Source organism: Salipaludibacillus neizhouensis, assembly GCF_002886185.1.
In the GTDB taxonomy this organism is placed as follows: Bacteria; Bacillota; Bacilli; order Bacillales; family Salisediminibacteriaceae; genus Salipaludibacillus; species Salipaludibacillus neizhouensis.
In genome coordinates this window covers 38,477-59,978 of sequence record NZ_NJAW01000037.1, presented here as the reverse complement: position 1 = coordinate 59,978, position 21,502 = coordinate 38,477, and the positions used below count along the sequence as shown (strand labels likewise).

The following is a 21,502-nucleotide window of genomic DNA, read 5'->3' as shown; positions in this document are numbered from 1 at the left end:
AAAGTTGTTTTGGAAACTTTGATATTTTATGAAAATGCAAATAGTAGCTTCTGAATGCCGGTAAAACAACAATTCATAAGAGACTTGTTGTTTTACTTTGAACAGAGGAACTCGAATCCGCTCTAGGTGGACGCTTTCCGCGGGCAATGCTTTAGCCACCTCGGACAAAGACCATCCTCCGGGGTCTTCAGCTATTGCTAATCCCGCAGGAGTCGCCGCCTTCGCTACTTCGAGTTTTTCAAAACCAGTAACAGTTACGTAAAATGCCTTTCTAAAAGTTTGTTGTTTGGAAGAATCCGCGAGACTCCTGTGGAAGAATGATCCAAGCGAGACCCCACAGAGCGTTCGTGTGCTCGAGGAGGCTCGCGGATCATCCACGGAAAGCGAGCGGTAATTCTTCCAAAACAACCTTCCGTTATAACAAAAGCAACAAAATAGAAAAAAAGACACTAAGTTTTTTTGCTGCAATGCAATTTTTCTTATTATATAAGAAAATGCATGAGACTTGTTGCTATCCCGAAATATATTAATAACGAGAAGATGTCATTTAAGGTGGTAATTAATGGCCCAGAAGCAACGGCAGGATCAAGCCCTACACGATAGAGAATTAATGGAATAATAGTTCCGGCCATTGTACCAATTAATATTGTGGCAATTAAAGAGACGCCAACCACGATGCCGAACATAAATGATTGCCAAGCCATAGCCACGAGAAATACTAAAAGTCCACATACTAATCCGATAATTATTCCTACTTTGAATTCACGCCAAACGAGTTTCGTAACTGTCTTGCGATCAATATCATTTGTTACAAGGCCACGCACAACAACTGCTAAAGATTGAGTTCCTGTGTTTCCTGTCATACCAGCAATCATCGGCATAAAAAATATAAGTGCAACGACTTGATCCAATGTATTTTCAAACGAATCCAGGATCCCTCCGGAAACCAAACCGATAAATAATAATAGGATGAGCCAAGGCAAGCGCCGGTAAGCAGCAACACTTGCAGTTGTTTGGAAATCAATGTCTTTACCTGAAGCGGATAGCTTTTCAATATCTTCCTGAGCCTCATCATGAATGACATCAATAACATCATCGACAGTGACAATTCCTTTAAGTGCTTCCTTTTCGTCGACTACCGGAACAGCGAGGAAGTCATACCTTTGTATTAATTGAGCGACGTCTTCTTGGTCTGTGTCAAGAGAGACGGAGAGTACTCGATTAAACATAATATCATGGATTTTCTCATCCATATCGGCTAGCAGTAAGTCCCGATATGACACTACTCCAACTAATTTTTTCTCCTCGTCAATGACATAAAGGTAATAAATATTACGAGTGATTTCAGCAAAACTCTTAAATTTTTCGACCGCATCTCGAACCGTGTAATAATCACGGAGCCATACAAACTCGCTCGTCATGATCCCCCCGGCCGTTTCCGGTTCGTAACTCATTAATTGTTGAACTGCTTGAGATTCGTCCTGTTGCATTGCTGCTAGGTATTCCTCTAACTCTTCTTCTGAAATCTCACTTAAAAGGTCAGCCAAGTCATCATTATCCATGATATCCATGATTTTTGAAGACTTCTCAATACCTAACTTCAATAAGACTTCTTTTTGCATATCCGGCTCTAATTCCATCATTAAAGCAGCGATGTGTTTTGTGCTTAAGTATGTAAGGAATTTAAAATGATGTTTTTCAGGCAATGCCCGGTATAATTCAGCGAAGTCATATGGGTGGAGTTCTTCTACCATTTCCTTGAACGTTTCTTTACTATTATCTTTTAAATATTTGATTGTGAGTACCGTTAGTTTGTCTGTCTCCATAGAAGGGTCCTCCTTTTTGACGGCAATTAGTGCTGTCTAAAAAACTATACCCTATTTCGGGGGTTAATATGAAGGGAATTTCAAAAAAAGACTCAACCGGCTAAGTTATTTTGCCAGTGAGTCTTTTTTAACAGATAAGAAAGTATAAAATGACAGCTATCTTTACGCCACACGTATCAAGGGAAACCCACCTCCTTTCGAGTAGCACCTACACACACTTCGTAGGTGCTACTCGGGGGTGGCTAAAAAGATCACGCTGTATTTAATAAAAGACGGCTATGCCGTTTTTCTTAGTATCCGGGTAAGCCGGGGGGAGCATCAAAAATGATTTCAATCATCGGTATAGTGTATGCGAAAAGGATGAGCGCGATTGCTATGGCACCCCAGAGTTTCCAGTTATCCAAATATTTAGGCGTCGTGACCATATCATCCGGATCAGGTGTTAGTGGGAACTCTGTATGTCCTTTCGGAGCGAACCAAGACATATAAATAAAGTTATAGAACATCAGCAGTCCGGCAGCCGTTAACACTACTCCTCCAATCCCTACTGTTATATGACTAGCGAAAATTCCATCGAACCAACTTAAAGCCTGAGGGCTATCCTGATAGGTTGTATAAGCTGTGCGGCGAGGTGCGCCGAATAAACCAAGAATATGCATAGCGCCAGACATGAGAAACATTCCGATCGCCCATAGCCATGTTGTAACCATTCCTGAACGATTCATGTGCTTCGTCAGCCTTCTTCCGGTTGTAACAGGGATCAGCCAAAAGCTCATTCCGAGAAAGGTCAAGACAACAGTTGTTCCTACCGTTATGTGGAAATGCCCCACTACCCATAAGGTATTATGAATCACGGAATTCAATTGGAAGCTTGCATTAATAATTCCACCTGTACCAGCAGGAATAAAAAATAACATCCCCATAAAAGGGGCAAAGAAACGTACATCGTCCCAAGGCAATCTTCTCATCCATCCGAACAAGCCTCTTCCACCTTATTCACGTCCTGTTTGCTCGAATGTAGCAAAGATAGAAAATGCGGTCAATAGGGATGGGACGACAACTACAAAAGTTAAGATTGTCTGGACATATTTCCAGAAAACAGATATTCCTGATTCCATCAGCTGATGGTGAAAACCGACGGGGATAGAGAATAAAAGAAACAAAACAAATGCTAATTTTGCTAAAGAGGCACTGAATAGTTTACCGCCAATGACCTTAGGAACTACTAAATACCAGACCATGTAAGCCGGCATAATCCAAAAATAGACGAGCGGGTGTCCGAAATACCAAAAAAGGGATCTGCTTAAGACGACATTGATTTCATCAGTCATTCCGAGTGCCCACGGAATCATTTGTCCTATAACTGTCGCTGCAACACCTAAGCCCGCTATGATCCAGAGAAGAATAGTTGCTGTAGTCATGAATCCAAATAACGGTGCTGGTTCGCCGGGATGTGTCTTTTTCCATTTGAAATAATGAACAAGCATAGGAATACCAGTGACCCAAGTTCCGACTATAAAGAAAACTAATCCAAAGTAAAAAATATAGTGAGCCTGCAAAGGGGCATAAAATGTATACAGTACGGAAGCTTCGTTAGCGAGAATCATCACGGTAGCCATTCCGGTACCTAAAGAAGTAAGAATGAAGCCAATCCAACCTGTTTTTCTTAATCTAGGGGAGAATGCACCGTGTGTTCTACTCATCCCAGCATATAAAAAACCATATATAATGTAGGTAGTAAATACTAACGCGAGAAGTACACCGTGAGCAGTCAGTATTTGATAGTAGCCAAGCCAACTCGGTAATTCAATCATTCCGCCACGGGAAAGCCCTTGCAGTAACCCTCCTAATATCCCAAGTAAAAAAGCGGAAAATGCAATAACTACATAATAAAAGGCCAGCTTTCCGTCTCTAGGATCAACGCCTATTTCAGGTTCATAGTGATTATTTTTAAAAGCAAGATTTGATTGATTCATCATGGAGTCACCTCAATTTTCATTTGCATGTGTTGGTGTCCGGTGCCACAGTACTCATTGCATAGAACTAAATATTCTCCCGGCTCAGTAAATGTATGTTCGGTCATATTCACATGACCTGGAGTTACCATTAGATTTACATTTGTGCCAGGTATGGCAAAGCTGTGAACGACATCAGAACTGGTAATTTCAAAAATAACGGTTGAACCAACTGGAACTTCGATTGTTCCAGGGTCGTAGCCAAAAGCCATCGCCACTAATCTAGCGCGATAGGTAGTCTCGTCGATCTGTTCTACTCCTGGTGCGGAGAAAACACTTTCTTCAAGATTTTGTGAATCTACCGAGTGCATATGACTTGGTGGTTGTGCACCGAATGCAAAAGCTGAAACTCCAAGTACTGCTAAAAATAAAACAAGGGATCCGATTCCAAAAGTCATCCATATTTTTTCGTATTTGTGCAAATGCATCTTATGTCCCCTCCCAACTGTGTTAAATTCTAGATAAAAAGAGAAAGTAAATAACAAACCACGAAATGAAAATGAAGGATCCAATAAACATAACAAAATATAACGTTCCTTTTAATGAGTGCTCTTTCGTTTCTTTAAGTGGTGTTGCTTCTTTTGTTTCTACATCTGAATGCTGCATGATAATCCCCCCTTAAGGCTTCTAAATTAGGAAGAGAAACGGCTCTTCAGTTTTATAATATAGGATGAAATAGGGAGGAAAGACAGCAGATTGTGAATATACTATGACAATTGTAAAATAATTACATTTATACTGTAGGCGTAGTGTTAACTATTTTTTCCACTAAGGGTTTTATTGCCTGACAAAACACAAAAAAGCGTCAGCCCATAGAGGGGCCTAACGCTTTTTGTTCATAGACTTTCGCCGTTCTAAAATAGTACTTAAAGTAGGAATGTCGAGACGAGATAGAAAAAGAGAATCATTCCCGCAATACCTAGTACTGCCATGATGATAATTTTTTTCTTTCTATTTTCTCGGTTTGCCCAACGGTTCGGATCGAATCCAACGTTACTGTTATCATGAACATTCTGAAAGGAACGATTCCTTGAAGGCAGGTTCATTAAAAATATCGGACCTAAAGCAGCACCGGAGATAAGGCCGAAAATATGAGCAAGTATATTGATTCCCGGGTTAATAAAGGTCATGACGACACCAATTACGAGTACAGTTAAAATGAGCTGAGAATTTGCTTTATCAATGAGATCTTTCCGGTAAAATACCATGTACAGATAAACACCGAATAGTCCGTATATAGCTCCTGAAGCCCCTAAATGAACGCCATATGGATTTCCTAAATAGAGATAGGCTATATTTGCAAGTATGCCGGTAGCTAGATAGAAAGTCAGGAAGCGGCTTCTGCCGAACATTATTTCCAGAGCCGGTCCAAATAAAATTAAGGCAAACGAATTAAACGCCATGTGCATGAGACCCCCATGAAGAAAAATAGGTGTAACAAGTCTCCAGTATTCGCCCATTGCTATCGCAATGTTTTGACCTACTCCAAGCATACGGATTTCTTCGCCACCTAAGAATGGAAATAAATCCGTCCAAATATAAAAAAATATATTAATTGCTACCAATACAGTGATTACTTTATAAGATCTAATAAAACCTCCGAATGTTTCATTACGTATAAACATTGTCTCGTACTCCTTCACGTAAGGATAAGTTCATAAAAATAGCTTCGCATGTTTTCTCATTCTATCATATGACTGTTTTCAAAGACTATTATTTGTATATTATAACTAGCATCAGGTTTAAGAAGAGTGGAATGAATGGTAAAAGGAGAGTATGCTTAATTGAAGTGAAATAGGAAGGTGATTCCCATGATAATTGGAACCGGAATAGACATCGTTGAAATTCAAAGAATTAAAGATACATACAGAAGAAAACCAGCTTTTGCAAAAAGAATCTTAACGAATCATGAATTTGAAACCTTTGCTTCTTTATCAGAAAAAAGAAAGATTGAATTTTTAGCAGGAAGGTTTGCAGTTAAAGAAGCATACAGCAAAGCTCTTGGCTGTGGCATTGGAAAAGACCTATCCTTTCAAGATATTGAGATCCGTTCCGAGGAAAGAGGGAAACCGTGCATCTACGCAAGAGAAAAAGCAAAAGAGCAAGAGGTGCACGTGTCAATAACACATACGAGAGAATATGCTGCAGCTCAAGTAATTATTGAAAGTATACATTAGTCTGAGGACAAGTTTGCATATTGTGAAGGACGACCTCATATAGTGATAATGCGGATAGGGAGGGACAGACATGTACGTGGTAACGGGTGGTGAAATGCACCAAATTGATCGCTATACCATGGAGCAGATTGGTTTAAGTGAAGAAATGTTGATGGAGAACGCTGGTCAGGTATTTAAAGAAAAACTTCTTTCACTGATTCAAGCAAATGAAAAAATCATTGTTTTTATTGGTGCAGGAAATAATGGCGGAGATGGTTTTGTTATTTCAAGGCTTTTGTTGGAAAGAGGCTGCGATGTCAAAGTGTGGGTGATTCCTTCTGAGAATCGTATTCGGGGTACAGCCTGCAAACATAAGGATATTTATAAAAAATGTGGATATTCCTTTCAGCACTGGCAAGGGAAAGAGGGTCTTGCAGAAAAAGATCTTTCAAAAGCTACGCTGGTGGTTGATGCTTTACTGGGCACGGGAATCGAAGGTCCTTTAAAGGAACCTTATGGGGAAGTAATTTCCTTGATCAATTCAGCCAAGAAGCGGGTTATTTCGGTGGACATTCCTAGTGGGATTCCAAATGGTGGCGATGAAGAGAGTAGAGGCATTTTAGCTAGTGAAACATATACTCTTCAAGCACCCAAACTAAGTGCTTTCACTTTTCCGTCTGCCGAGAATTATGGTCAGCTTCATGTATTAGATATCGGAATCCCATCCCGATCCTTTCAAAAGGCCGGTATTAAACGAGAACTGATTACTGCGCATACAGTGAAAGATACTCTGCCTGTAAGAGAAATGAATAGCCATAAAGGAAAGGCAGGGAAGGCGCTTGTTATTGCAGGCAGCGAATCCATGCCTGGGGCTGCCGTTCTTACAGCTAATGCTTGTTTACGTGCAGGAGCAGGGTTATTGTCTTTAGCGATACCGCAGTCAATACAAACTATCGTTGCCTCTCAATCAACAGAGTCTACGTTCATCGTACTGGAAAATACAAAGGGAAGTATTTCTCCAAATGCTTTCTCTGACGCGATCTCCTTTAACAATTTTCATGGAGTAGCTATTGGTCCAGGATTGGGGAGAGCGAACAGTTATCCACTGTTTAAAACTCTACAGCCTTATTCAGGGTTAGTTGTGATTGATGCTGATGGTCTTTATCATCTTTCACAGGAACTTCCATTATGGAGAAGCGAGCAAAGACAAGGAGCAACTATCATTACTCCACATCCAGGTGAAATGGCGATGCTGACTGCTTTGTCAGTAGCAGAAGTTGAGCAAAACAGATTTGAAGTTTCCAAATCGTTTGCAAAAACATATCAGATGTATGTCGTTTTAAAAGGACCCTATACGATTATTACTACACCAGAGGGTCATCAATATGTGAACACAACTGGTAATGCATCGTTAGCCAAAGGTGGGAGTGGAGATGTGTTGACGGGAATCATTTTAGGGTTTCTCCTTCAGCACAAGTCAATTCAAGATGCTCTTTGCAATGCTGTATATGTGCATGGAATAACTGCGGATAGGTTAATGGAGAACTTAGATACATTTAGTGTAGTCGCAACAGATTTGATAGATACTTTACCGATCGTGCTCCGATCAGCCCGTTACTAACGCATGATATAACCCTCCTTTGTCGTCGAAATGACACAAAGGGGTTGAGTATATGAAAAAAATCATTTCCTTATTCATTATTGCTATCGCCCTCGTCAGTATTCTTACTGCTTGCGGAGAAAAGAGTCAAGAGGACGTGATTGCTTCTTTAGAGAGTACGTTAGAGGATTTAACCGGGTATAAAACAAAGGCTACAATGACTTTGCAAACTGGTGAGGAACCTCAAGTATATGAAGTGGAAGTCTGGTATCAAAGCCCGTCATCCTATCGAGTGGCATTAAATCATGCTGAAAAAGATCAAAGTCAAATTATCTTAAGGAATGAAGAAGGTGTTTTTGTATTAACGCCTGCTCTTAATAAAAGCTTTCGATTCCAAAGTGATTGGCCTGAAAACAACAGTCAAGCATATCTATATGAGTCTTTGATTAATGATATATTAATGGATCCGGAACGAACGTTTACTGCTACAGAAGATAACTACACGTTCCAGACAAATACGACCTATTCAAATAAAAATTTAAATAAGCAGGAAATCACGTTGGACAAAAAAGAGTTAACGCCGAGTTCAGTAAAAGTAATGGATGCAGAATTATCCGTTCTAGTAGATGTCACTTTCGAAGATTTTCAGAAAAATGCCACATTTTCAGAAAGCGACTTTGACATGGACCGTAATATGACTGGCGCCCAGTTAAAATCTGATGTACCAACAATGTCAGATGGGGAAGAAACAGAGGAAGAAGAGGGTGCCGATGATTTCACTGTTTTCTATCCAATGTATGAACCTCAGGGTACTAGTTTTGCCGATTCAGAAGAAGTACAGTCAGATGATGGGAAACGGGTAGTCTTGAATTTTGAAGGTGACCAGCCATTTAGACTTATTCAACAGCAGAGTGATGTCGTTGAAGCCAGTACTGCCATTAGTGTATCAAATGGTGAGCCTATTGATTTAGGTTTCACAGTTGGTACGTTAACGGAGGACGAAGAGACAAAAACTGTTTCGTGGTCCTATGAAGGAACCGACTTTTTCCTAGTCTCAGAAACACTGGAAAAAGAAGATATCGTCTCTGTTGCCAGAAGTGTCTATGGAACAGAAGAGAAATAAGATAAGTTAAAAAGCACATGGGAGGCAGTTACCTCTCATGTGCTTTTTTGCTTTCTGTGGCAAATCGTAGATGACATAAATAGAAATACTGTGTACGATAATAATAGTTGAAAGCTGTTTTCGTAAACGTTGTTGTTTTTTGAAAAGGTGCTTGCAGAAGCGTCCACCTCGAGCAAATTAAAGTAGGATCTCCTTGTTCTAGTTAAAACAACAACATTTTAGCAAACATCCTGACTGTAAGAAAGCTATTCGGAATGATGGAAAGTGGAGGAATTATGATGGCTAATTTAGATTCGTATTACAGAGATACTTGGGTAGAAGTAGACTTAAATGCTATTTCCGAGAATGTAAGACATATAAAAGCAGAGTTGCCGGAAGATGTAGAAGTGATGGCGGTCGTAAAAGCAAATGGCTACGGTCATGGTGCTGTTGACGTGGCAAAAGAGGCACTATCAGCTGGAGCGACCTATTTAGGGGTTGCCATACTAGATGAAGCAATTGCACTGAGGCAAGCTGGGATAGATGCTAGAGTGATGGTACTCGGATATGTGCGTCCGGAAGATGTCAGCGTTGCACTGAAATATAATATTACCTTGACTGTTTTCCAAGCAGACTGGATTGATAAAGCTATTACATTTCTTCCTTCTGAAAATGATGATTCGAAAGTGAAATGTCATATCAAAATGGATTCGGGAATGGGGAGAATTGGTTTAAGAACGAGGGAAGAAGCGGATAGTATTATCCAATCCCTGCAGAGTTCTGACAGATTTGTAGTGGAAGGTGTATTTACTCATTTAGCTACTGCAGACGAAGTTGAAACGGAGTATTTTGAGAAACAACAAAGGCGATTCGCAGAAATGATCACCTATTTTGAAGAAAGTTATGGTCAGGAGATTCCGCTTAAACATTGTGCAAACAGTGCTACAGCATTAAGATTTACGGATCAATGCTATAACATTGTAAGGTTGGGGATTGCAATGTACGGATTAGCCCCGTCGGAAGAAATGAAAGAGTTGATAAAGGTGCCTTTAAAAGAAGCTTTTTCATTACATAGTAAACTTACTCATGTGAAGAAGCTGGAAAAAGGGGAAGGCGTAAGTTACGGGGTTACTTATGAAACAATTGGTGAAGAATGGATTGCAACGATTCCAATAGGCTATGCGGATGGATGGATAAGAGCGAATCAATCGGGGAATGTTCTTGTTAATGGAAGAAGAGCAAAGATTGTGGGCAGAATATGTATGGATCAAATGATGGTCGTATTGGAAGAACCCTTACCACCGGGAACAAAGGTGACGATAATTGGGAAAGATCATAATGATTTTATCTCCGTAACGGAAGTTGCTAAGAGACTTGATACGATCAGCTATGAGATTCCATGTATGATAAGTTACCGAGTTCCGAGAGTTATCAAGAAAAATAATGTTATCCTGAATGTTAATAACCGAGTTGTTTAAAAGGTAACGGGAAAACAGCTTAATTCAATAAGCTAGTATCCAATTTTTTCACGTGATTAATCCGGAAAATGACTAGACCGAAGCGGGAATGCTGTGCTAATCTTAATATAAATGACGAATATTCGGATTTAATTTTAGGAAAAGAAGGTTTTTAACGAAAATTGCCGAATTTGTTAAGAGGATTATGAAATATCACTTTGCATTGCAACTAGGCAAGTGATATGATAATAATGGATTAAAAAGTGATCGAGAGCTTCGTGGAGGTGTCTTTGTGTCTATGGATAACACAAAAAAGATAATGGTCAGTTTGCCGCAACATTTAGTTAGTGAATTAGATGCTTTAACTGAGGGTGATAATATCAATCGCAGCGAAGTAATTCAAAGAGCAACGAAGATCTATGTTCAGGAGCAGAAGAAACAACAAATTCGTGAAACGATGCAACAGGGATACGCAGAGATGGCTAAGATTAACTTGAACATCGCTACCGAATCCTTTTTAGCTGAAGAGGAGGCTGAAAGCACGTTGGATCGATTAGTTAGTGGGGTGTAAGGGATTGATTGTAAAACGCGGTGACGTTTATTTTGCAGATCTTTCACCCGTGGTCGGATCCGAGCAGGGTGGGGTGAGGCCTGTGTTAATTATTCAGAATGATATTGGTAATCGATTTAGCCCAACAGTCATTATTGCTGCTATTACAGCACAGATACAAAAGGCCAAACTTCCTACTCATGTTGAAATTGATGCGAAACGATACGGTTTTGATCGAGATTCAGTTATCTTACTAGAGCAGGTTCGTACCATCGATAAACAACGTCTTACAGACAAAATAACACATCTAGATGATGATATGATGTTAAAAGTGAATGACGCCTTGAACATTAGTATAGGCCTGATTGACTTTTAGATATCATAGCGGGAGCTACTTTTTGGAAAAGTAGCTTTTTTGCGTACATTTACGGTTCTTTTATGGTATTATACTATGAGATAAAGTGGCTTAAATGCTAGCACATAGATTGCAATCTATGTCAATAAATGAAATAATAAAGAGGACAACTATGACTTGAAGAGTGGGGGAAGACTGGATGAATTCAGTGATCAAAGATATGGTTTTAGAACACAAAGAAGATATTACTGACAGTTGGCTCAAAGAAATTAGTAAATTTAGATCCGACGATATGCTACAAAATATTTCAGATAAAATGTATGAAAATACGAACCTCGAATTCGTCAATATTCTCATCTTAACAGTCCAAAAGACGAACGAAGAATTAGAGCATGACGAACTTATACAATTTGTTGAAAAGTTAATTCAGATTGGCTGGCCGCTGAACTATATAACTAGAGGCTTACAAGAATTTAGAAAAGCGTGCGTTGAAATAATATCCAATAGAGAAGAAAACTCTCATAATAATCTTGAGTTTTTCAAGAAAATAGAGGACTGGATCGATGATATTGTGAACTTGCTTGTGACTCAGTATTCGGGATCTTGGGAAAACACAGTATTTTTACAAAAAATGGCTCTGAAGGAACTTTCCGCCCCCTTAATTCCTGTTTTTGAAAACATCAGTGTCATGCCATTGATAGGAACAATCGATACAGAACGAGCAAAGTTAATTATGGAAAACCTATTGGAAGGTGTTATTGAGCACCGTTCTCAAGTAGTTTTAATTGATATAACAGGGGTGCCGGTCGTTGATACGATGGTAGCACATCACATCATTCAAGCATCAGAAGCTGTTCGGCTAGTTGGTGCTAAGTGTATACTGGTGGGAATCAGACCTGAGATTGCACAAACAATTGTTAATCTGGGTATTGATTTAGGGAAATTCCCTACTAAGAGTACATTGAAAAAAGGTATTGAGTCGGCACTTGAGCTTACACAGAGAGAGATAGTTGAACTGAAGAAATAAGGAGGAACTGGTTTTGCGAATTCCAATATTGAAATTGCATGATTATTTACTTATCTCAGTGCAAGTGGAGCTGGATGATCAAACTGCACTCCAGTTCCAGGAAGACGTACTGGAAAAGATACACGAAGAAGGCTCAAGAGGAGTAGTTATTGACTTAACCTCAGTAGATATGATAGATTCCTTTATTGCAAAAGTATTAGGCGATGTAGTAGATATGTCGAATTTAATGGGTGCTAGAGTAGTATTGACTGGGATTCAACCAGCTGTTGCGATTACACTTATCGATATGGGAATAGTATTAGACGATGTTCCAACTGCACTAGACCTTGAGCAAGGGTTGGATAGACTCCAACTCGAATTGGAGGATTGATCATATGCAAGTCCAAACCCATGTAGACATCCATAGTGAGTGGGGAATAGTCGCTGCAAGACAGGCAGGGCGTAAACTTGCTCGTGAAATCGGGTTTGGTTCCGTGGATCAAGCACGAATCACAACTGCGATTTCCGAACTTGCCAGAAATATTTATTTATATGCTAATAAAGGACAAATACAAATAGAAGAAGCCACTTCAGCAGGGAAACGCGGTATTAAGATTATTGCTACTGATCAAGGTCCTGGAATTAAAGAGATTCGACGTGTAATGGAAGATGGTTTTACGACGTCTGGAGGATTAGGAGCGGGACTTCCTGGTGTGAAGCGCTTGATGGACGATTTCGACATCGATTCTGAATTGAAAGTTGGAACAACCATTACAGCTATTAAGTGGCTTCGTTAGGGGAGGGCTTTGTTTGGAGGATACGCAGTTATCAATGTATCAATTATATAAAGAAATGCTTACGAAATACCTGGATAACAAAAGTGAACATGCGCTTTATCATGCCCAGCAATTCAGTAAACAAATGATGGAAAAAGATATGTCTCCTGAAGAAACAGTGAGTTTGCATATGTCCGTTTTCCAGGAAATTGCTGAGGATCTATCTGAAGAAGTAGTTGATTCTTTTGATATTTTGCTTGAGGTAATGATTGGTTATGGGTTAGCTTACCGCGAACATCAGAGCCTCCGTGATAAGCAAAGACAACTGGATTCAGAACTGACGGTAGCGGCAAGAATGCAGAAATCGCTGTTACCTTCAGAGAAAATCGCACTTGACTCTGTGGACTTTGGAGTAATAAGTGTTCCAGCGGGAAAGATGAGTGGAGACTATTATCATTATGCTCATGACGAGCATAAAAATGTAGGTGTGGCAGTAGCTGATGTTATTGGAAAAGGTATTCCGGCAGCAATGTCCATGTCGATGATTAAGTACGCAATGGACACACTTCCAGAACAACGCCTTCAACCTGGTGCGCTGTTAGAAAACTTGAACCGTGTTGTGGAAAGAAATATTGATGATGATATGTTTATTACAATGATGTACGGATTTTATGACCCTAGAAATTACAGGTTTAATTATGCAAGCGCAGGCCATGAACCTGGGTTTATTTATCATGAAGAGAGTGATAAATTTGAAAACCTCGATGGCAGAGGACTTGTTCTAGGTGTTTCCAAAAACGTCACTTATCGAGATTACGAAGTTGCGATGAATGTTGGTGATTTTGTCGTGCTGTTATCAGATGGTGTCACAGAATGTCGAGTTGATGGAGAATTTATTGAGCGAGACCAAATTATTCAGATGATACGTGATTATAAACATATGCCTGCACAAAAAATAGTAGATAGAATCTTTTATGATTTAGAGAGAGCACAGGAATTCCAACTAAGGGATGATTTTACACTTTTAATTTTGCGTAGAAAGGTTTAAAGCTAGTTAATAAGTGGTATCTAAATAAAGATGAAGACATGCAAGTATTTCTAGGAGGGAACGGAATGAATTTAGATATACAACTACAAGAGGGACCACAAAGAAATGTCGTTCTTTTATCGGGTGAAGTCGATGTTTATACAGCCTCTAAATTAAAAGAAACGTTAAACCCTTTGGCAGAACAGGAAAACAAAGAATTAGTCGTGGATTTGTCAGGTATCAATTACATTGACAGTACAGGACTTGGCATATTTATTGGTGCATTAAAAGCAACAGAAAAATCTAATAGTACATTAAAACTAATTGGATTAAATGAGCGTGTGAAAAAATTATTTGAAATAACTGGTTTGAATGAAGTGATAGATATTCAAGCAAATGATGCAAGGGAGGAAGCATAGGATGGCTATTTCTGATTTCGTTGAAATGAAATTACCGGCCAAGCCAGAGTATGTTGGAGTTGCTCGATTGACAGCTTCAGGTGTAGCAAATCGATTAGGATATTCTTATGATGATATTGAAGATATTAAGATTGCTGTAGCTGAAGCGTGTACAAATGTTGTGAACCATGCCTATGAAAAGGGTCAAGACGATAACTTTATGCATCTGGATTTTGGAATTCATGACGATCGATTAGAGCTCATTATTGCGGACCAAGGTGGAAAAATTGATATCGATAAACTCGTTCGGGAGCGTGGCCCAATCGACAGTTCTCAATCCATTCAAGATTTACAGGAGGGAGGCCTCGGGCTTTTCTTAATTGAAACATTAATGGATAAAGTGGAATACAAAGGAGATTCAGGTGTCATGATTATCATGACAAAGTTCCTGCAGAAAGATGAGGTGGAACAGCGTGACGACGGAATCTCAGAAGAGGTCTCAAAGCAATAAAGAAAAAAATAAAGAAAAAGTTTTAGCTTGGATTAAAGAATTTCAAGAAACAGGTGACGATGAGTTACAGACGAAACTTGTGCTTGAATACGAAAATCTCGTTAATGCTTTAGCCAGAAAATTTTCACGCGGTCAACGTCATGATGAAGATTTGACGCAAGTAGGTATGATCGGACTTTTAGCAGCGCTTCGAAGGTTTGACCCTGAATTCGGAAGAAGTTTTGAATCATTTGCTGTGCCTACAATTGTCGGCGAAATTAAAAGGTTTATTCGAGATAAAACCTGGAGTGTTCACGTACCTAGGCGTATTAAAGAATTGGGTCCAAAAATAAAAGGCGCTGTAGAAGAACTCACTAGAACTCTGCAACGATCACCAAAGGTCGATGAAATTGCAGAATACATAGGAGTTTCTGAAGAAGAGATTTTGGAAACGATGGAAATGGGGAAAAGTTATCAAGCCCTTTCTGTGGACAGATCTATCGAAGCTGATGATGAAGGCAGCGCGGTAACATTGTTGGATTTAGTCGGATCCACAGAGGACGGATACGAACAAACGGATCAGCAATTGTTACTTGAAAAGGCTTTTGTAGTACTTACAGAGCGTGAAAAAGAAATCTTAGAACTCACATATTTTGAAAACTTGAGTCAAAAAGAAACAGGAGAAAAGCTAGGGATTTCTCAGATGCACGTGTCTCGTCTTCAACGAAGGGCCTTGCAAAAGTTGAGAGAATCTATCCGTATTGAACCTACGGAGGCTTTCTAATGATTGAAAATCAACGATTAAAACATGTCGATATTAGCGTTTACCATGAAGCTAAAAAAGGTAATTGGTGCTCAGGTGATGCATTTTACACAATAGAGACAGATGATTATATATTATGTGCCGTTGCAGATGGTTTAGGCAGTGGGGAGCAAGCGATGGAAGCTGCTTCTGCGGCAATGACCGAGATAAAGAATAATCATGATATGGATATTGAAACGATTATGGATCGTTGCAACAAGGTTTTATTTGGAACTCGTGGTGTGGTGTTAACGATATTAAAGATGGACATTCAGGCAGAAATAATCGAATACAGTAATGTCGGAAATATCACATGCACTTTTTATCGACCTTCGGGAGAATTAGTTCGACCCGTTCCTTCTAGGGGTTACTTATGTGGGAAAAAGAAGACATTTAAGACGGAGCGAATTCCTTACGAGAAAGATTTGATCTTTTTTCTATACTCAGATGGTTTAATTTTTGATGCAAAATACCATTCTATATTTTCTTCGAAAGATTCACCCACTTTAATAATTGAGCGATTCACTAATGTAATAAAAAGTTCTAATGACGATACGACGTTGCTCGTTGGTAAAGTAATCCAATAAATACTACAATAAACCGAGTCCTCGAAGTTAATTCGTTGACTGGGTTTTTTGTAGTTGAAACAAGAGAGTTGCTATATGTTTTGTTGCTTTGCTAAACCAATGGTGGTTTCTGGCAGCTTGAATAAGTATAATTTATATGTGTGATTAGTTATTAATGTGAAAAATAGTGGAATGTGTGGAAATGATGGAGGCGATGAGACCGTGGAATGGAGCAATCAGCAAGCTGAGATTCTAGTTCATGTAACTAAAACGATGAAGCTAAAGGAAAACAGTGTAAAAAGTGTTATAGAAATGTCTGAGGAAGGAAATACAGTTCCGTTTATAGCCAGATACCGCAAAGAAATGACCGGTGGGTTAGACGAAGAGCAAATAAGAGGAATTCTGGAATCTTGGGAATACGGCACTTCTCTCGCAAAAAGAAAAGAGGAAGTTGTTCGTCTAATTGAAGAACAAGGTAAGTTGACTCCTGAACTTCAAACGGGAATTATGAAAGCATCGAAATTACAAGAAGTAGAAGATCTTTATCGACCTTATAAACAGAAACGCCGTACAAAAGCAACGATAGCTAAGGAAAAAGGATTAGAGCCATTTGCTCAATGGTTATTTTCGCTCCCTGCAAGTGGCGATATTAACCAAGAGGCTTCTTCTTATATTGATGTGGAGAAGGAAGTACATACGGAAGAAGATGTAATTCAAGGGGCGAAAGATATAATAAGTGAGTACTTGTCCGATGATGCGAATGTTCGTCAACAAATACGTCAGATGACATTTAATGACGGGAAAATTACTGCTGAGAAAAAGACGAAGGCAGAAGATGAGAAAGCTATTTTCGAAAACTATTATGACTACTCAGAATCAGTCAAAAAAATAGTCCCGCACCGAGTTTTAGCATTAAACAGAGGAGAAAAAGAAGATGTACTCAGAGTATCCATTGATGCACCGGTAGAAAGAATCATCACTTGGCTCGAGCGTTATGTATTGAATGGAAAGCACACGGTAGCAAAAGACATCTTGTTTGAAGCGCTAGAGGATGGTTATAAACGACTGATAGAGCCTTCAATCGAGCGTGATATAAGAAAAGAAGTGAACGAAAAAGCAGAAGAACAAGCCATTCATATTTTTTCGGAAAACCTCCGCAATCTTTTACTGCAACCACCGTTGAAAGGAAGGGTTGTTTTAGGAGTGGACCCTGCGTTCAGGACGGGCTGCAAACTCTCCGTTGTTGATGAAATAGGGAAAATGCTTGAAGTGGATGTAATCTATCCTACACAACCTTGGAATAAAGTCGAGGATGCAAAGGTAAAGGTTAAGAAATTAATAGCGAAGCATAAAGTGGAAATGATTGCAGTAGGTAACGGAACGGCTTCCAGGGAAACGGAACAATTTATCGCGGAAGTTTTAAGAGAGGTAGAAGGAGATGTGTATTACCTGATTGTTAATGAAGCTGGCGCCAGTGTTTATTCTGCATCTAAACTGGCAAAGGAAGAATTCCCATCGCTTCAAGTGGAAGAACGAAGTGCGGTTTCCATCGCCAGACGTATTCAAGATCCTTTAGCTGAACTTGTTAAAATTGATCCAAAGTCAGTTGGAGTAGGTCAGTATCAGCATGACGTTACTCAATCAAGACTTAACGACAGTTTAACGTTTGTTGTTGAGACAGTAGTTAACAAAGTAGGTGTGAATGTTAACACGGCATCAGTATCACTTCTTCAATATGTCTCCGGCTTGTCGAAAAGTGTTGCCAACAATATCGTGAAACAAAGAGAAGAAGCAGGGAAATTCACCACTCGCACACAACTGAAAAAGGTTCCGAGACTGGGGGCTAAAACATATGAACAAAGTGTCGGATTTATGAGAATTATTGATGGAGAACAACCACTCGATCGAACGTCTATTCACCCGGAAAGCTATCCGGTCACGAAAAAGATAATGAAAGAATTAAATATAGCGCAGGAAGACTTAGGAACGGAAACAGCAAAAGAAAAGCTTTCGAATCTCCATGTCAGTGAAATTGCTGAGCGGTATGAAATAGGGGTACCAACGTTGCAGGATATATTTGATGCACTTTCCAGTCCAGGAAGAGATCCTCGTGACGATGTGCAAAAACCATTGCTGAAAAAAGATATATTATCCATGGGTGATCTCTCGAAAGGATTGGAATTAGAAGGAACAGTAAGGAATGTTGTTGATTTCGGTGCCTTCGTAGATATTGGAGTGAAGCAAGATGGCTTAGTTCATATTTCCAAGCTAGCTAACCGTTTCATTAAGCATCCGATGGAAGTTGTTTCCGTAGGAGATGTTGTAACGGTCTGGGTAGATGAAGTGGATGAAAAGAAAGGTAGAATTGCTTTAACAATGCTTCAAGAAAAAGAGTAGTTAATTTATATGAAAAAGATCACTCCTAAGAATAAAGGAGTGGTCATTTTTCATGATAACTTATAAAATTCTTAGATTTTAGATGTGGTTGTCCGAGGCTCGGATTCTCTCCAAGTGCCTGCTTTTCTCGGGTAATGCTTCAAGTCTCACTGGATAGTTTATTCCAGCTGCATTTGCAGCGTTCGTTTTAGCCTGACGAATCGCTGCCATCGCTACTTAAAACTTTTCAAAAAAAGCCAGGATTAGGAGAGGAGTCACAAGGTTTTCTAAGGCAAGAGATTCTATTGTCTATAAGAGTGATGGGAATTATCATATTGATAAGTTTTGTTGCTGAAGCTATTGGATATCAGTAAGTAATAAGAGATGGTGGCTCCATCTGGTATGTTAATAAGAAGATTTTTTATCTTGTTCACCGGGATAGTGTAAATTCTTATAATAAAACCAACATTGGTTAAGAGTCTTTACTTTTCTAAAATCTTTCTTGGCGTAGGCTTCAAGTAATTGCCGTTTTAACCATGACGGCATTTAGATTCCTCCTCTCCAATAATTATCTCTTTATATTTAACGACTGTTCTATTAATATGATATGTAGGTATGATTGTCTTTGTTATCTATTTATTAGGCTTTTTTATCTTTGAATGCAGTTATCATGGAATCACTGATTATTATTCGGGAATGTCACCTCGGGCTAAGGATCCGTTTTTCACAAGAATTCCACGGATTTTTCAGCATAACAATGAAATTGCGTAGCCATTATTATAAGGAAGAGGCTTCTGGGGGAAAGATACATGATGGATGACAAACAATTACAATTACTAACTGAAAAACTATCGCTTATGTATTTTCATAAGCCATTTAAACATACTGCCTTTTTTAATCCGAGATTAAGGACAACAGGCGGTCGCTATGCACTTGGTTCACACAATATTGACATTAACCCCAAGCATTATGAATACTACGGGGAAGAAGAATTAGTCAATATCATTAAACATGAGCTCTGTCATTACCATCTTCATATAGAAGGAAGAGGATATCAGCATAAAGATAAAGAGTTTAAAGATTTGTTGGTAAAGGTTGGAGGGAGTAGGCATTGTCAAACAATTCCTAATGGTCGTAATCAGTCACGAATCGTGCATATATATCGATGTAAAGGCTGCAAGATTGAGTTTCCGCGCAAACGACGCTTTAATACTAAACGGTTTGTATGTGGCAAGTGTAAAGGTCGTTTAATAAAAGTAGAAACTCTATCTGAGAAAAACCGTTGACGAGATATTTAGGATATGGTACATTATAAAAGTCGCTTACAAGACAAGCGCAAAATATTATTGACACGATGAGCCGGATTCGTTACAATGTAATTCGTCGTAACAAAGACGAAGCAACGAAGAAGCTTGCTAGTAATATTGTTAAAGAGACTGCAATGAGATTTGTAAAACTCGATAATTGGTTTTTAGGTAAAGCAATTGAGTTTGAAGGAAAATCGAAATGTATATTAGAATATCTGAGGATCTGAAAAGACTTAGGTGAAGAAGTTTTCGCTTATTAACAATCAAACATTATTCCACAGTAGCTCAGTGGTAGAGCTATCGGCTGTTAACCGATCGGTCGTAGGTTCGAATCCTACCTGTGGAGCCATATGGAGAAGTACCCAAGTGGCTGAAGGGGCGCCCCTGCTAAGGGTGTAGGTCGTGTGAGCGGCGCGAGGGTTCAAATCCCTCCTTCTCCGCCAGTAATTTTTCATGGCCCGTTGGTCAAGCGGTTAAGACACCGCCCTTTCACGGCGGTATCACGGGTTCGAATCCCGTACGGGTCACCATTTACGCTTAGTATGAAAGAGTTTCACTGTTTATTGAAAAACATGGAGGATTAGCTCAGTTGGGAGAGCATCTGCCTTACAAGCAGGGGGTCGGCGGTTCGAGCCCGTCATCCTCCACCATTATTTTAAAATATTTGTGGTCCCGTGGTGTAGCGGTTAACATGCCTGCCTGTCACGCAGGAGAGCGCGGGTTCGAATCCCGTCGGGACCGCCATGAATATGCGGGTGTGGCGGAACTGGCAGACGCGCTAGACTTAGGATCTAGTGCCTTCGGGCGTGGGGGTTCGACTCCCTCCACCCGCACCATATTCTTTAAAAAGCTTTTATGCGGTCGTGGCGGAATGGCAGACGCGCTAGGTTGAGGGCCTAGTGGGAGAAATCCCGTGGAAGTTCGACTCTTCTCGACCGCACCATATACAATGCGCCCGTAGCTCAATTGGATAGAGTATCTGACTACGAATCAGAAGGTTAGAGGTTCGAGTCCTCTCGGGCGCACCATAATTTTTATATAATTTACTTGAAACACCATCGGGAAGTAGCTCAGCTTGGTAGAGCACTTGGTTTGGGACCAAGGGGTCGCAGGTTCGAATCCTGTCTTCCCGACCACTTTTATTTCTATTGAAATTTTTTTATCTTAATATGCGGGTGTAGTTTAGTGGTAAAACCTCAGCCTTCCAAGCTGATGATGTGAGTTCGATTCTCATCACCCGCTCCAATTTAATCATATCACTTGATTTGACAACCTTTTTTGAGGGCCTGTAGCTCAGCTGGTTAGAGCGCACGCCTGATAAGCGTGAGGTCGGTGGTTCGAGTCCACTCAGGCCCACCAATACTTTAGATGTTTTTCAAGAACTATGTCATCTTTTAATGAAATGGTTCTTTTTTTGTGACTTTCCTTCTATAGAAGAGAACAATTATTCTGTATTGGAAGTTATTTCTTTTGAAAAACTTTTAAAAAAGTGTTGCATTGTTTGATCATATCGTGGTATATTAATTGAGTCGCTAAAAACGACAGCAACACAAACCGATTGAGAAAAATGAATCGGGGATGACCTTTGAAAACTAAACAAAAAGCCAAGCAAAGTGGGATATTTTAAAATATCCCGTCAAATGAAACAAATCGTTGAATGGTAACATTCGACAAACGCCAGACGAAAGTTTGG

At 39.6% G+C, this 21,502-nt stretch carries 21 protein-coding genes, 11 tRNA genes and 1 pseudogene; 27 read left to right on the top strand and 6 right to left on the bottom strand.

Annotation, left to right across the window (positions count from 1 at the left end; genetic code table 11):
• Positions 1-482: 482 nt before the first annotated feature.
• From mgtE to CEF18_RS25415, 5 genes and pseudogenes are all read right to left on the bottom strand, one after another.
• On the bottom strand, positions 483-1,826 hold the full coding sequence (gene mgtE / locus CEF18_RS25435; RefSeq protein ID WP_110939294.1) for a magnesium transporter: 1,344 nt from the start codon (positions 1,824-1,826) through the stop codon (positions 483-485).
• Between the two features lie 290 nt (positions 1,827-2,116).
• Positions 2,117-3,802 (bottom strand): annotated as a pseudogene (locus tag CEF18_RS25430) (cbb3-type cytochrome c oxidase subunit I).
• Positions 3,802-4,269 carry a cytochrome c oxidase subunit II gene (locus CEF18_RS25425; RefSeq protein WP_110939293.1) on the bottom strand — a complete coding sequence of 156 codons (468 nt, stop codon included), beginning with the start codon at positions 4,267-4,269 and terminating at the stop codon, positions 3,802-3,804. The pseudogene CEF18_RS25430 and the gene CEF18_RS25425 overlap by 1 nt, the downstream one beginning before the upstream one ends.
• A gap of 22 nt (positions 4,270-4,291) precedes the next feature.
• Positions 4,292-4,447, bottom strand: coding sequence for a cytochrome c oxidase subunit 2A (locus CEF18_RS25420; RefSeq protein WP_110939292.1), 156 nt, complete (start codon positions 4,445-4,447; stop codon positions 4,292-4,294).
• A 260-nt stretch (positions 4,448-4,707) separates the two neighbouring features.
• Positions 4,708-5,466, bottom strand: a complete 759-nt coding sequence (locus tag CEF18_RS25415; RefSeq protein WP_110939291.1) for a rhomboid family intramembrane serine protease — start codon at positions 5,464-5,466, stop codon at positions 4,708-4,710.
• Between the two features lie 186 nt (positions 5,467-5,652).
• Here CEF18_RS25415 and acpS point away from each other — a divergent pair, with 186 nt between their 5' ends.
• From acpS to CEF18_RS25340, 15 genes are all read left to right on the top strand, one after another.
• Positions 5,653-6,018 carry a holo-ACP synthase gene (gene acpS / locus CEF18_RS25410; protein ID WP_110939290.1) on the top strand — a complete coding sequence of 122 codons (366 nt, stop codon included), beginning with the start codon at positions 5,653-5,655 and terminating at the stop codon, positions 6,016-6,018.
• Between the two features lie 70 nt (positions 6,019-6,088).
• Entirely contained in the window at positions 6,089-7,618 is a 1,530-nt protein-coding gene (locus CEF18_RS25405; RefSeq protein ID WP_110939289.1) for an NAD(P)H-hydrate dehydratase, read from the top strand.
• 52 nt (positions 7,619-7,670) lie between these two features.
• Positions 7,671-8,720: a LolA family protein gene (locus tag CEF18_RS25400; RefSeq protein WP_110939288.1), complete on the top strand. Its 1,050-nt coding sequence runs from the start codon at positions 7,671-7,673 to the stop codon at positions 8,718-8,720.
• A 278-nt stretch (positions 8,721-8,998) separates the two neighbouring features.
• A complete protein-coding gene (gene alr / locus CEF18_RS25395) occupies positions 8,999-10,177 on the top strand; it encodes an alanine racemase (RefSeq protein ID WP_110939287.1) in 1,179 nt (392 codons plus the stop codon).
• Between the two features lie 277 nt (positions 10,178-10,454).
• The gene (locus tag CEF18_RS25390; protein ID WP_183041223.1) at positions 10,455-10,727 is read left to right on the top strand and encodes a CopG family ribbon-helix-helix protein; all 273 of its coding nucleotides are present in this window, start codon (positions 10,455-10,457) and stop codon (positions 10,725-10,727) included.
• A gap of 4 nt (positions 10,728-10,731) precedes the next feature.
• A complete protein-coding gene (locus CEF18_RS25385) occupies positions 10,732-11,082 on the top strand; it encodes a type II toxin-antitoxin system PemK/MazF family toxin (RefSeq protein WP_110939323.1) in 351 nt (116 codons plus the stop codon).
• 178 nt (positions 11,083-11,260) lie between these two features.
• Positions 11,261-12,088, top strand: coding sequence for an RsbT co-antagonist protein RsbRA (locus tag CEF18_RS25380; RefSeq protein ID WP_110939285.1), 828 nt, complete (start codon positions 11,261-11,263; stop codon positions 12,086-12,088).
• Positions 12,089-12,101: 13 nt separating this feature from the next.
• The gene (locus CEF18_RS25375; RefSeq protein ID WP_110939284.1) at positions 12,102-12,458 is read left to right on the top strand and encodes an STAS domain-containing protein; all 357 of its coding nucleotides are present in this window, start codon (positions 12,102-12,104) and stop codon (positions 12,456-12,458) included.
• A gap of 4 nt (positions 12,459-12,462) precedes the next feature.
• A complete protein-coding gene (locus CEF18_RS25370; protein WP_110939283.1) occupies positions 12,463-12,864 on the top strand; it encodes an anti-sigma regulatory factor in 402 nt (133 codons plus the stop codon).
• Between the two features lie 13 nt (positions 12,865-12,877).
• A complete protein-coding gene (locus tag CEF18_RS25365) occupies positions 12,878-13,891 on the top strand; it encodes a PP2C family protein-serine/threonine phosphatase (protein WP_110939282.1) in 1,014 nt (337 codons plus the stop codon).
• A 65-nt stretch (positions 13,892-13,956) separates the two neighbouring features.
• Positions 13,957-14,289: an STAS domain-containing protein gene (locus tag CEF18_RS25360; RefSeq protein WP_110939281.1), complete on the top strand. Its 333-nt coding sequence runs from the start codon at positions 13,957-13,959 to the stop codon at positions 14,287-14,289.
• Position 14,290: 1 nt separating this feature from the next.
• Positions 14,291-14,779: an anti-sigma B factor RsbW gene (gene rsbW / locus CEF18_RS25355; RefSeq protein ID WP_110939280.1), complete on the top strand. Its 489-nt coding sequence runs from the start codon at positions 14,291-14,293 to the stop codon at positions 14,777-14,779.
• On the top strand, positions 14,742-15,542 hold the full coding sequence (gene sigB, locus CEF18_RS25350) for an RNA polymerase sigma factor SigB (RefSeq protein WP_223292480.1): 801 nt from the start codon (positions 14,742-14,744) through the stop codon (positions 15,540-15,542). The genes rsbW and sigB overlap by 38 nt, the downstream gene beginning before the upstream one ends.
• Positions 15,542-16,147 carry a PP2C family serine/threonine-protein phosphatase gene (locus tag CEF18_RS25345; RefSeq protein WP_110939278.1) on the top strand — a complete coding sequence of 202 codons (606 nt, stop codon included), beginning with the start codon at positions 15,542-15,544 and terminating at the stop codon, positions 16,145-16,147. The genes sigB and CEF18_RS25345 overlap by 1 nt, the downstream gene beginning before the upstream one ends.
• A 171-nt stretch (positions 16,148-16,318) precedes the next feature.
• Complete coding sequence (locus CEF18_RS25340) at positions 16,319-18,523, top strand: Tex family protein (protein WP_110939277.1); 2,205 nt, start codon at positions 16,319-16,321, stop codon at positions 18,521-18,523.
• Positions 18,524-18,907: 384 nt separating this feature from the next.
• Here the strand turns inward: CEF18_RS25340 and cmpA are convergent, their stop codons facing one another.
• A complete protein-coding gene (cmpA, locus tag CEF18_RS25335) occupies positions 18,908-19,048 on the bottom strand; it encodes a cortex morphogenetic protein CmpA (RefSeq protein WP_110939276.1) in 141 nt (46 codons plus the stop codon).
• Between the two features lie 266 nt (positions 19,049-19,314).
• Here cmpA and CEF18_RS25330 point away from each other — a divergent pair, with 266 nt between their 5' ends.
• The 12 genes from CEF18_RS25330 to CEF18_RS25275 all read left to right on the top strand — a co-directional run bounded on the left by CEF18_RS25330 (position 19,315) and on the right by CEF18_RS25275 (position 21,168).
• Positions 19,315-19,788, top strand: coding sequence for a SprT family protein (locus CEF18_RS25330; RefSeq protein ID WP_110939322.1), 474 nt, complete (start codon positions 19,315-19,317; stop codon positions 19,786-19,788).
• Positions 19,789-20,083: 295 nt separating this feature from the next.
• Positions 20,084-20,158, top strand: a tRNA-Asn gene (locus tag CEF18_RS25325).
• Positions 20,159-20,161: 3 nt separating this feature from the next.
• Positions 20,162-20,252, top strand: a tRNA-Ser gene (locus CEF18_RS25320).
• Between the two features lie 12 nt (positions 20,253-20,264).
• A tRNA-Glu gene (locus CEF18_RS25315) sits at positions 20,265-20,339 on the top strand.
• A gap of 44 nt (positions 20,340-20,383) precedes the next feature.
• Positions 20,384-20,459 (top strand) — tRNA-Val (locus CEF18_RS25310).
• An 18-nt stretch (positions 20,460-20,477) separates the two neighbouring features.
• Positions 20,478-20,553, top strand: a tRNA-Asp gene (locus tag CEF18_RS25305).
• A gap of 7 nt (positions 20,554-20,560) precedes the next feature.
• A tRNA-Leu gene (locus CEF18_RS25300) sits at positions 20,561-20,645 on the top strand.
• 21 nt (positions 20,646-20,666) lie between these two features.
• A tRNA-Leu gene (locus CEF18_RS25295) sits at positions 20,667-20,752 on the top strand.
• Between the two features lie 8 nt (positions 20,753-20,760).
• Positions 20,761-20,837: transfer RNA gene (locus CEF18_RS25290), tRNA-Arg, on the top strand.
• Positions 20,838-20,868: 31 nt separating this feature from the next.
• Positions 20,869-20,945, top strand: a tRNA-Pro gene (locus CEF18_RS25285).
• Between the two features lie 35 nt (positions 20,946-20,980).
• Positions 20,981-21,054 (top strand) — tRNA-Gly (locus CEF18_RS25280).
• Positions 21,055-21,091: 37 nt separating this feature from the next.
• Positions 21,092-21,168, top strand: a tRNA-Ile gene (locus tag CEF18_RS25275).
• Positions 21,169-21,502 lie beyond the last annotated feature (334 nt).

Coding starts and splice junctions, on each gene's coding strand:
- mgtE (WP_110939294.1), bottom strand. CDS start 1,826: ATGGAGACAGACAAACTAACGGTACTCACAATCAAATATTTAAAAGAT.
- CEF18_RS25425 (WP_110939293.1), bottom strand. CDS start 4,269: ATGCATTTGCACAAATACGAAAAAATATGGATGACTTTTGGAATCGGA.
- CEF18_RS25420 (WP_110939292.1), bottom strand. CDS start 4,447: ATGCAGCATTCAGATGTAGAAACAAAAGAAGCAACACCACTTAAAGAA.
- CEF18_RS25415 (WP_110939291.1), bottom strand. CDS start 5,466: ATGTTTATACGTAATGAAACATTCGGAGGTTTTATTAGATCTTATAAA.
- acpS (WP_110939290.1), top strand. CDS start 5,653: ATGATAATTGGAACCGGAATAGACATCGTTGAAATTCAAAGAATTAAA.
- CEF18_RS25405 (WP_110939289.1), top strand. CDS start 6,089: ATGTACGTGGTAACGGGTGGTGAAATGCACCAAATTGATCGCTATACC.
- CEF18_RS25400 (WP_110939288.1), top strand. CDS start 7,671: ATGAAAAAAATCATTTCCTTATTCATTATTGCTATCGCCCTCGTCAGT.
- alr (WP_110939287.1), top strand. CDS start 8,999: ATGGCTAATTTAGATTCGTATTACAGAGATACTTGGGTAGAAGTAGAC.
- CEF18_RS25390 (WP_183041223.1), top strand. CDS start 10,455: ATGGATAACACAAAAAAGATAATGGTCAGTTTGCCGCAACATTTAGTT.
- CEF18_RS25380 (WP_110939285.1), top strand. CDS start 11,261: ATGAATTCAGTGATCAAAGATATGGTTTTAGAACACAAAGAAGATATT.
- CEF18_RS25370 (WP_110939283.1), top strand. CDS start 12,463: ATGCAAGTCCAAACCCATGTAGACATCCATAGTGAGTGGGGAATAGTC.
- CEF18_RS25360 (WP_110939281.1), top strand. CDS start 13,957: ATGAATTTAGATATACAACTACAAGAGGGACCACAAAGAAATGTCGTT.
- rsbW (WP_110939280.1), top strand. CDS start 14,291: ATGGCTATTTCTGATTTCGTTGAAATGAAATTACCGGCCAAGCCAGAG.
- CEF18_RS25345 (WP_110939278.1), top strand. CDS start 15,542: ATGATTGAAAATCAACGATTAAAACATGTCGATATTAGCGTTTACCAT.
- CEF18_RS25340 (WP_110939277.1), top strand. CDS start 16,319: ATGTGTGGAAATGATGGAGGCGATGAGACCGTGGAATGGAGCAATCAG.
- cmpA (WP_110939276.1), bottom strand. CDS start 19,048: ATGCCGTCATGGTTAAAACGGCAATTACTTGAAGCCTACGCCAAGAAA.
- CEF18_RS25330 (WP_110939322.1), top strand. CDS start 19,315: ATGGATGACAAACAATTACAATTACTAACTGAAAAACTATCGCTTATG.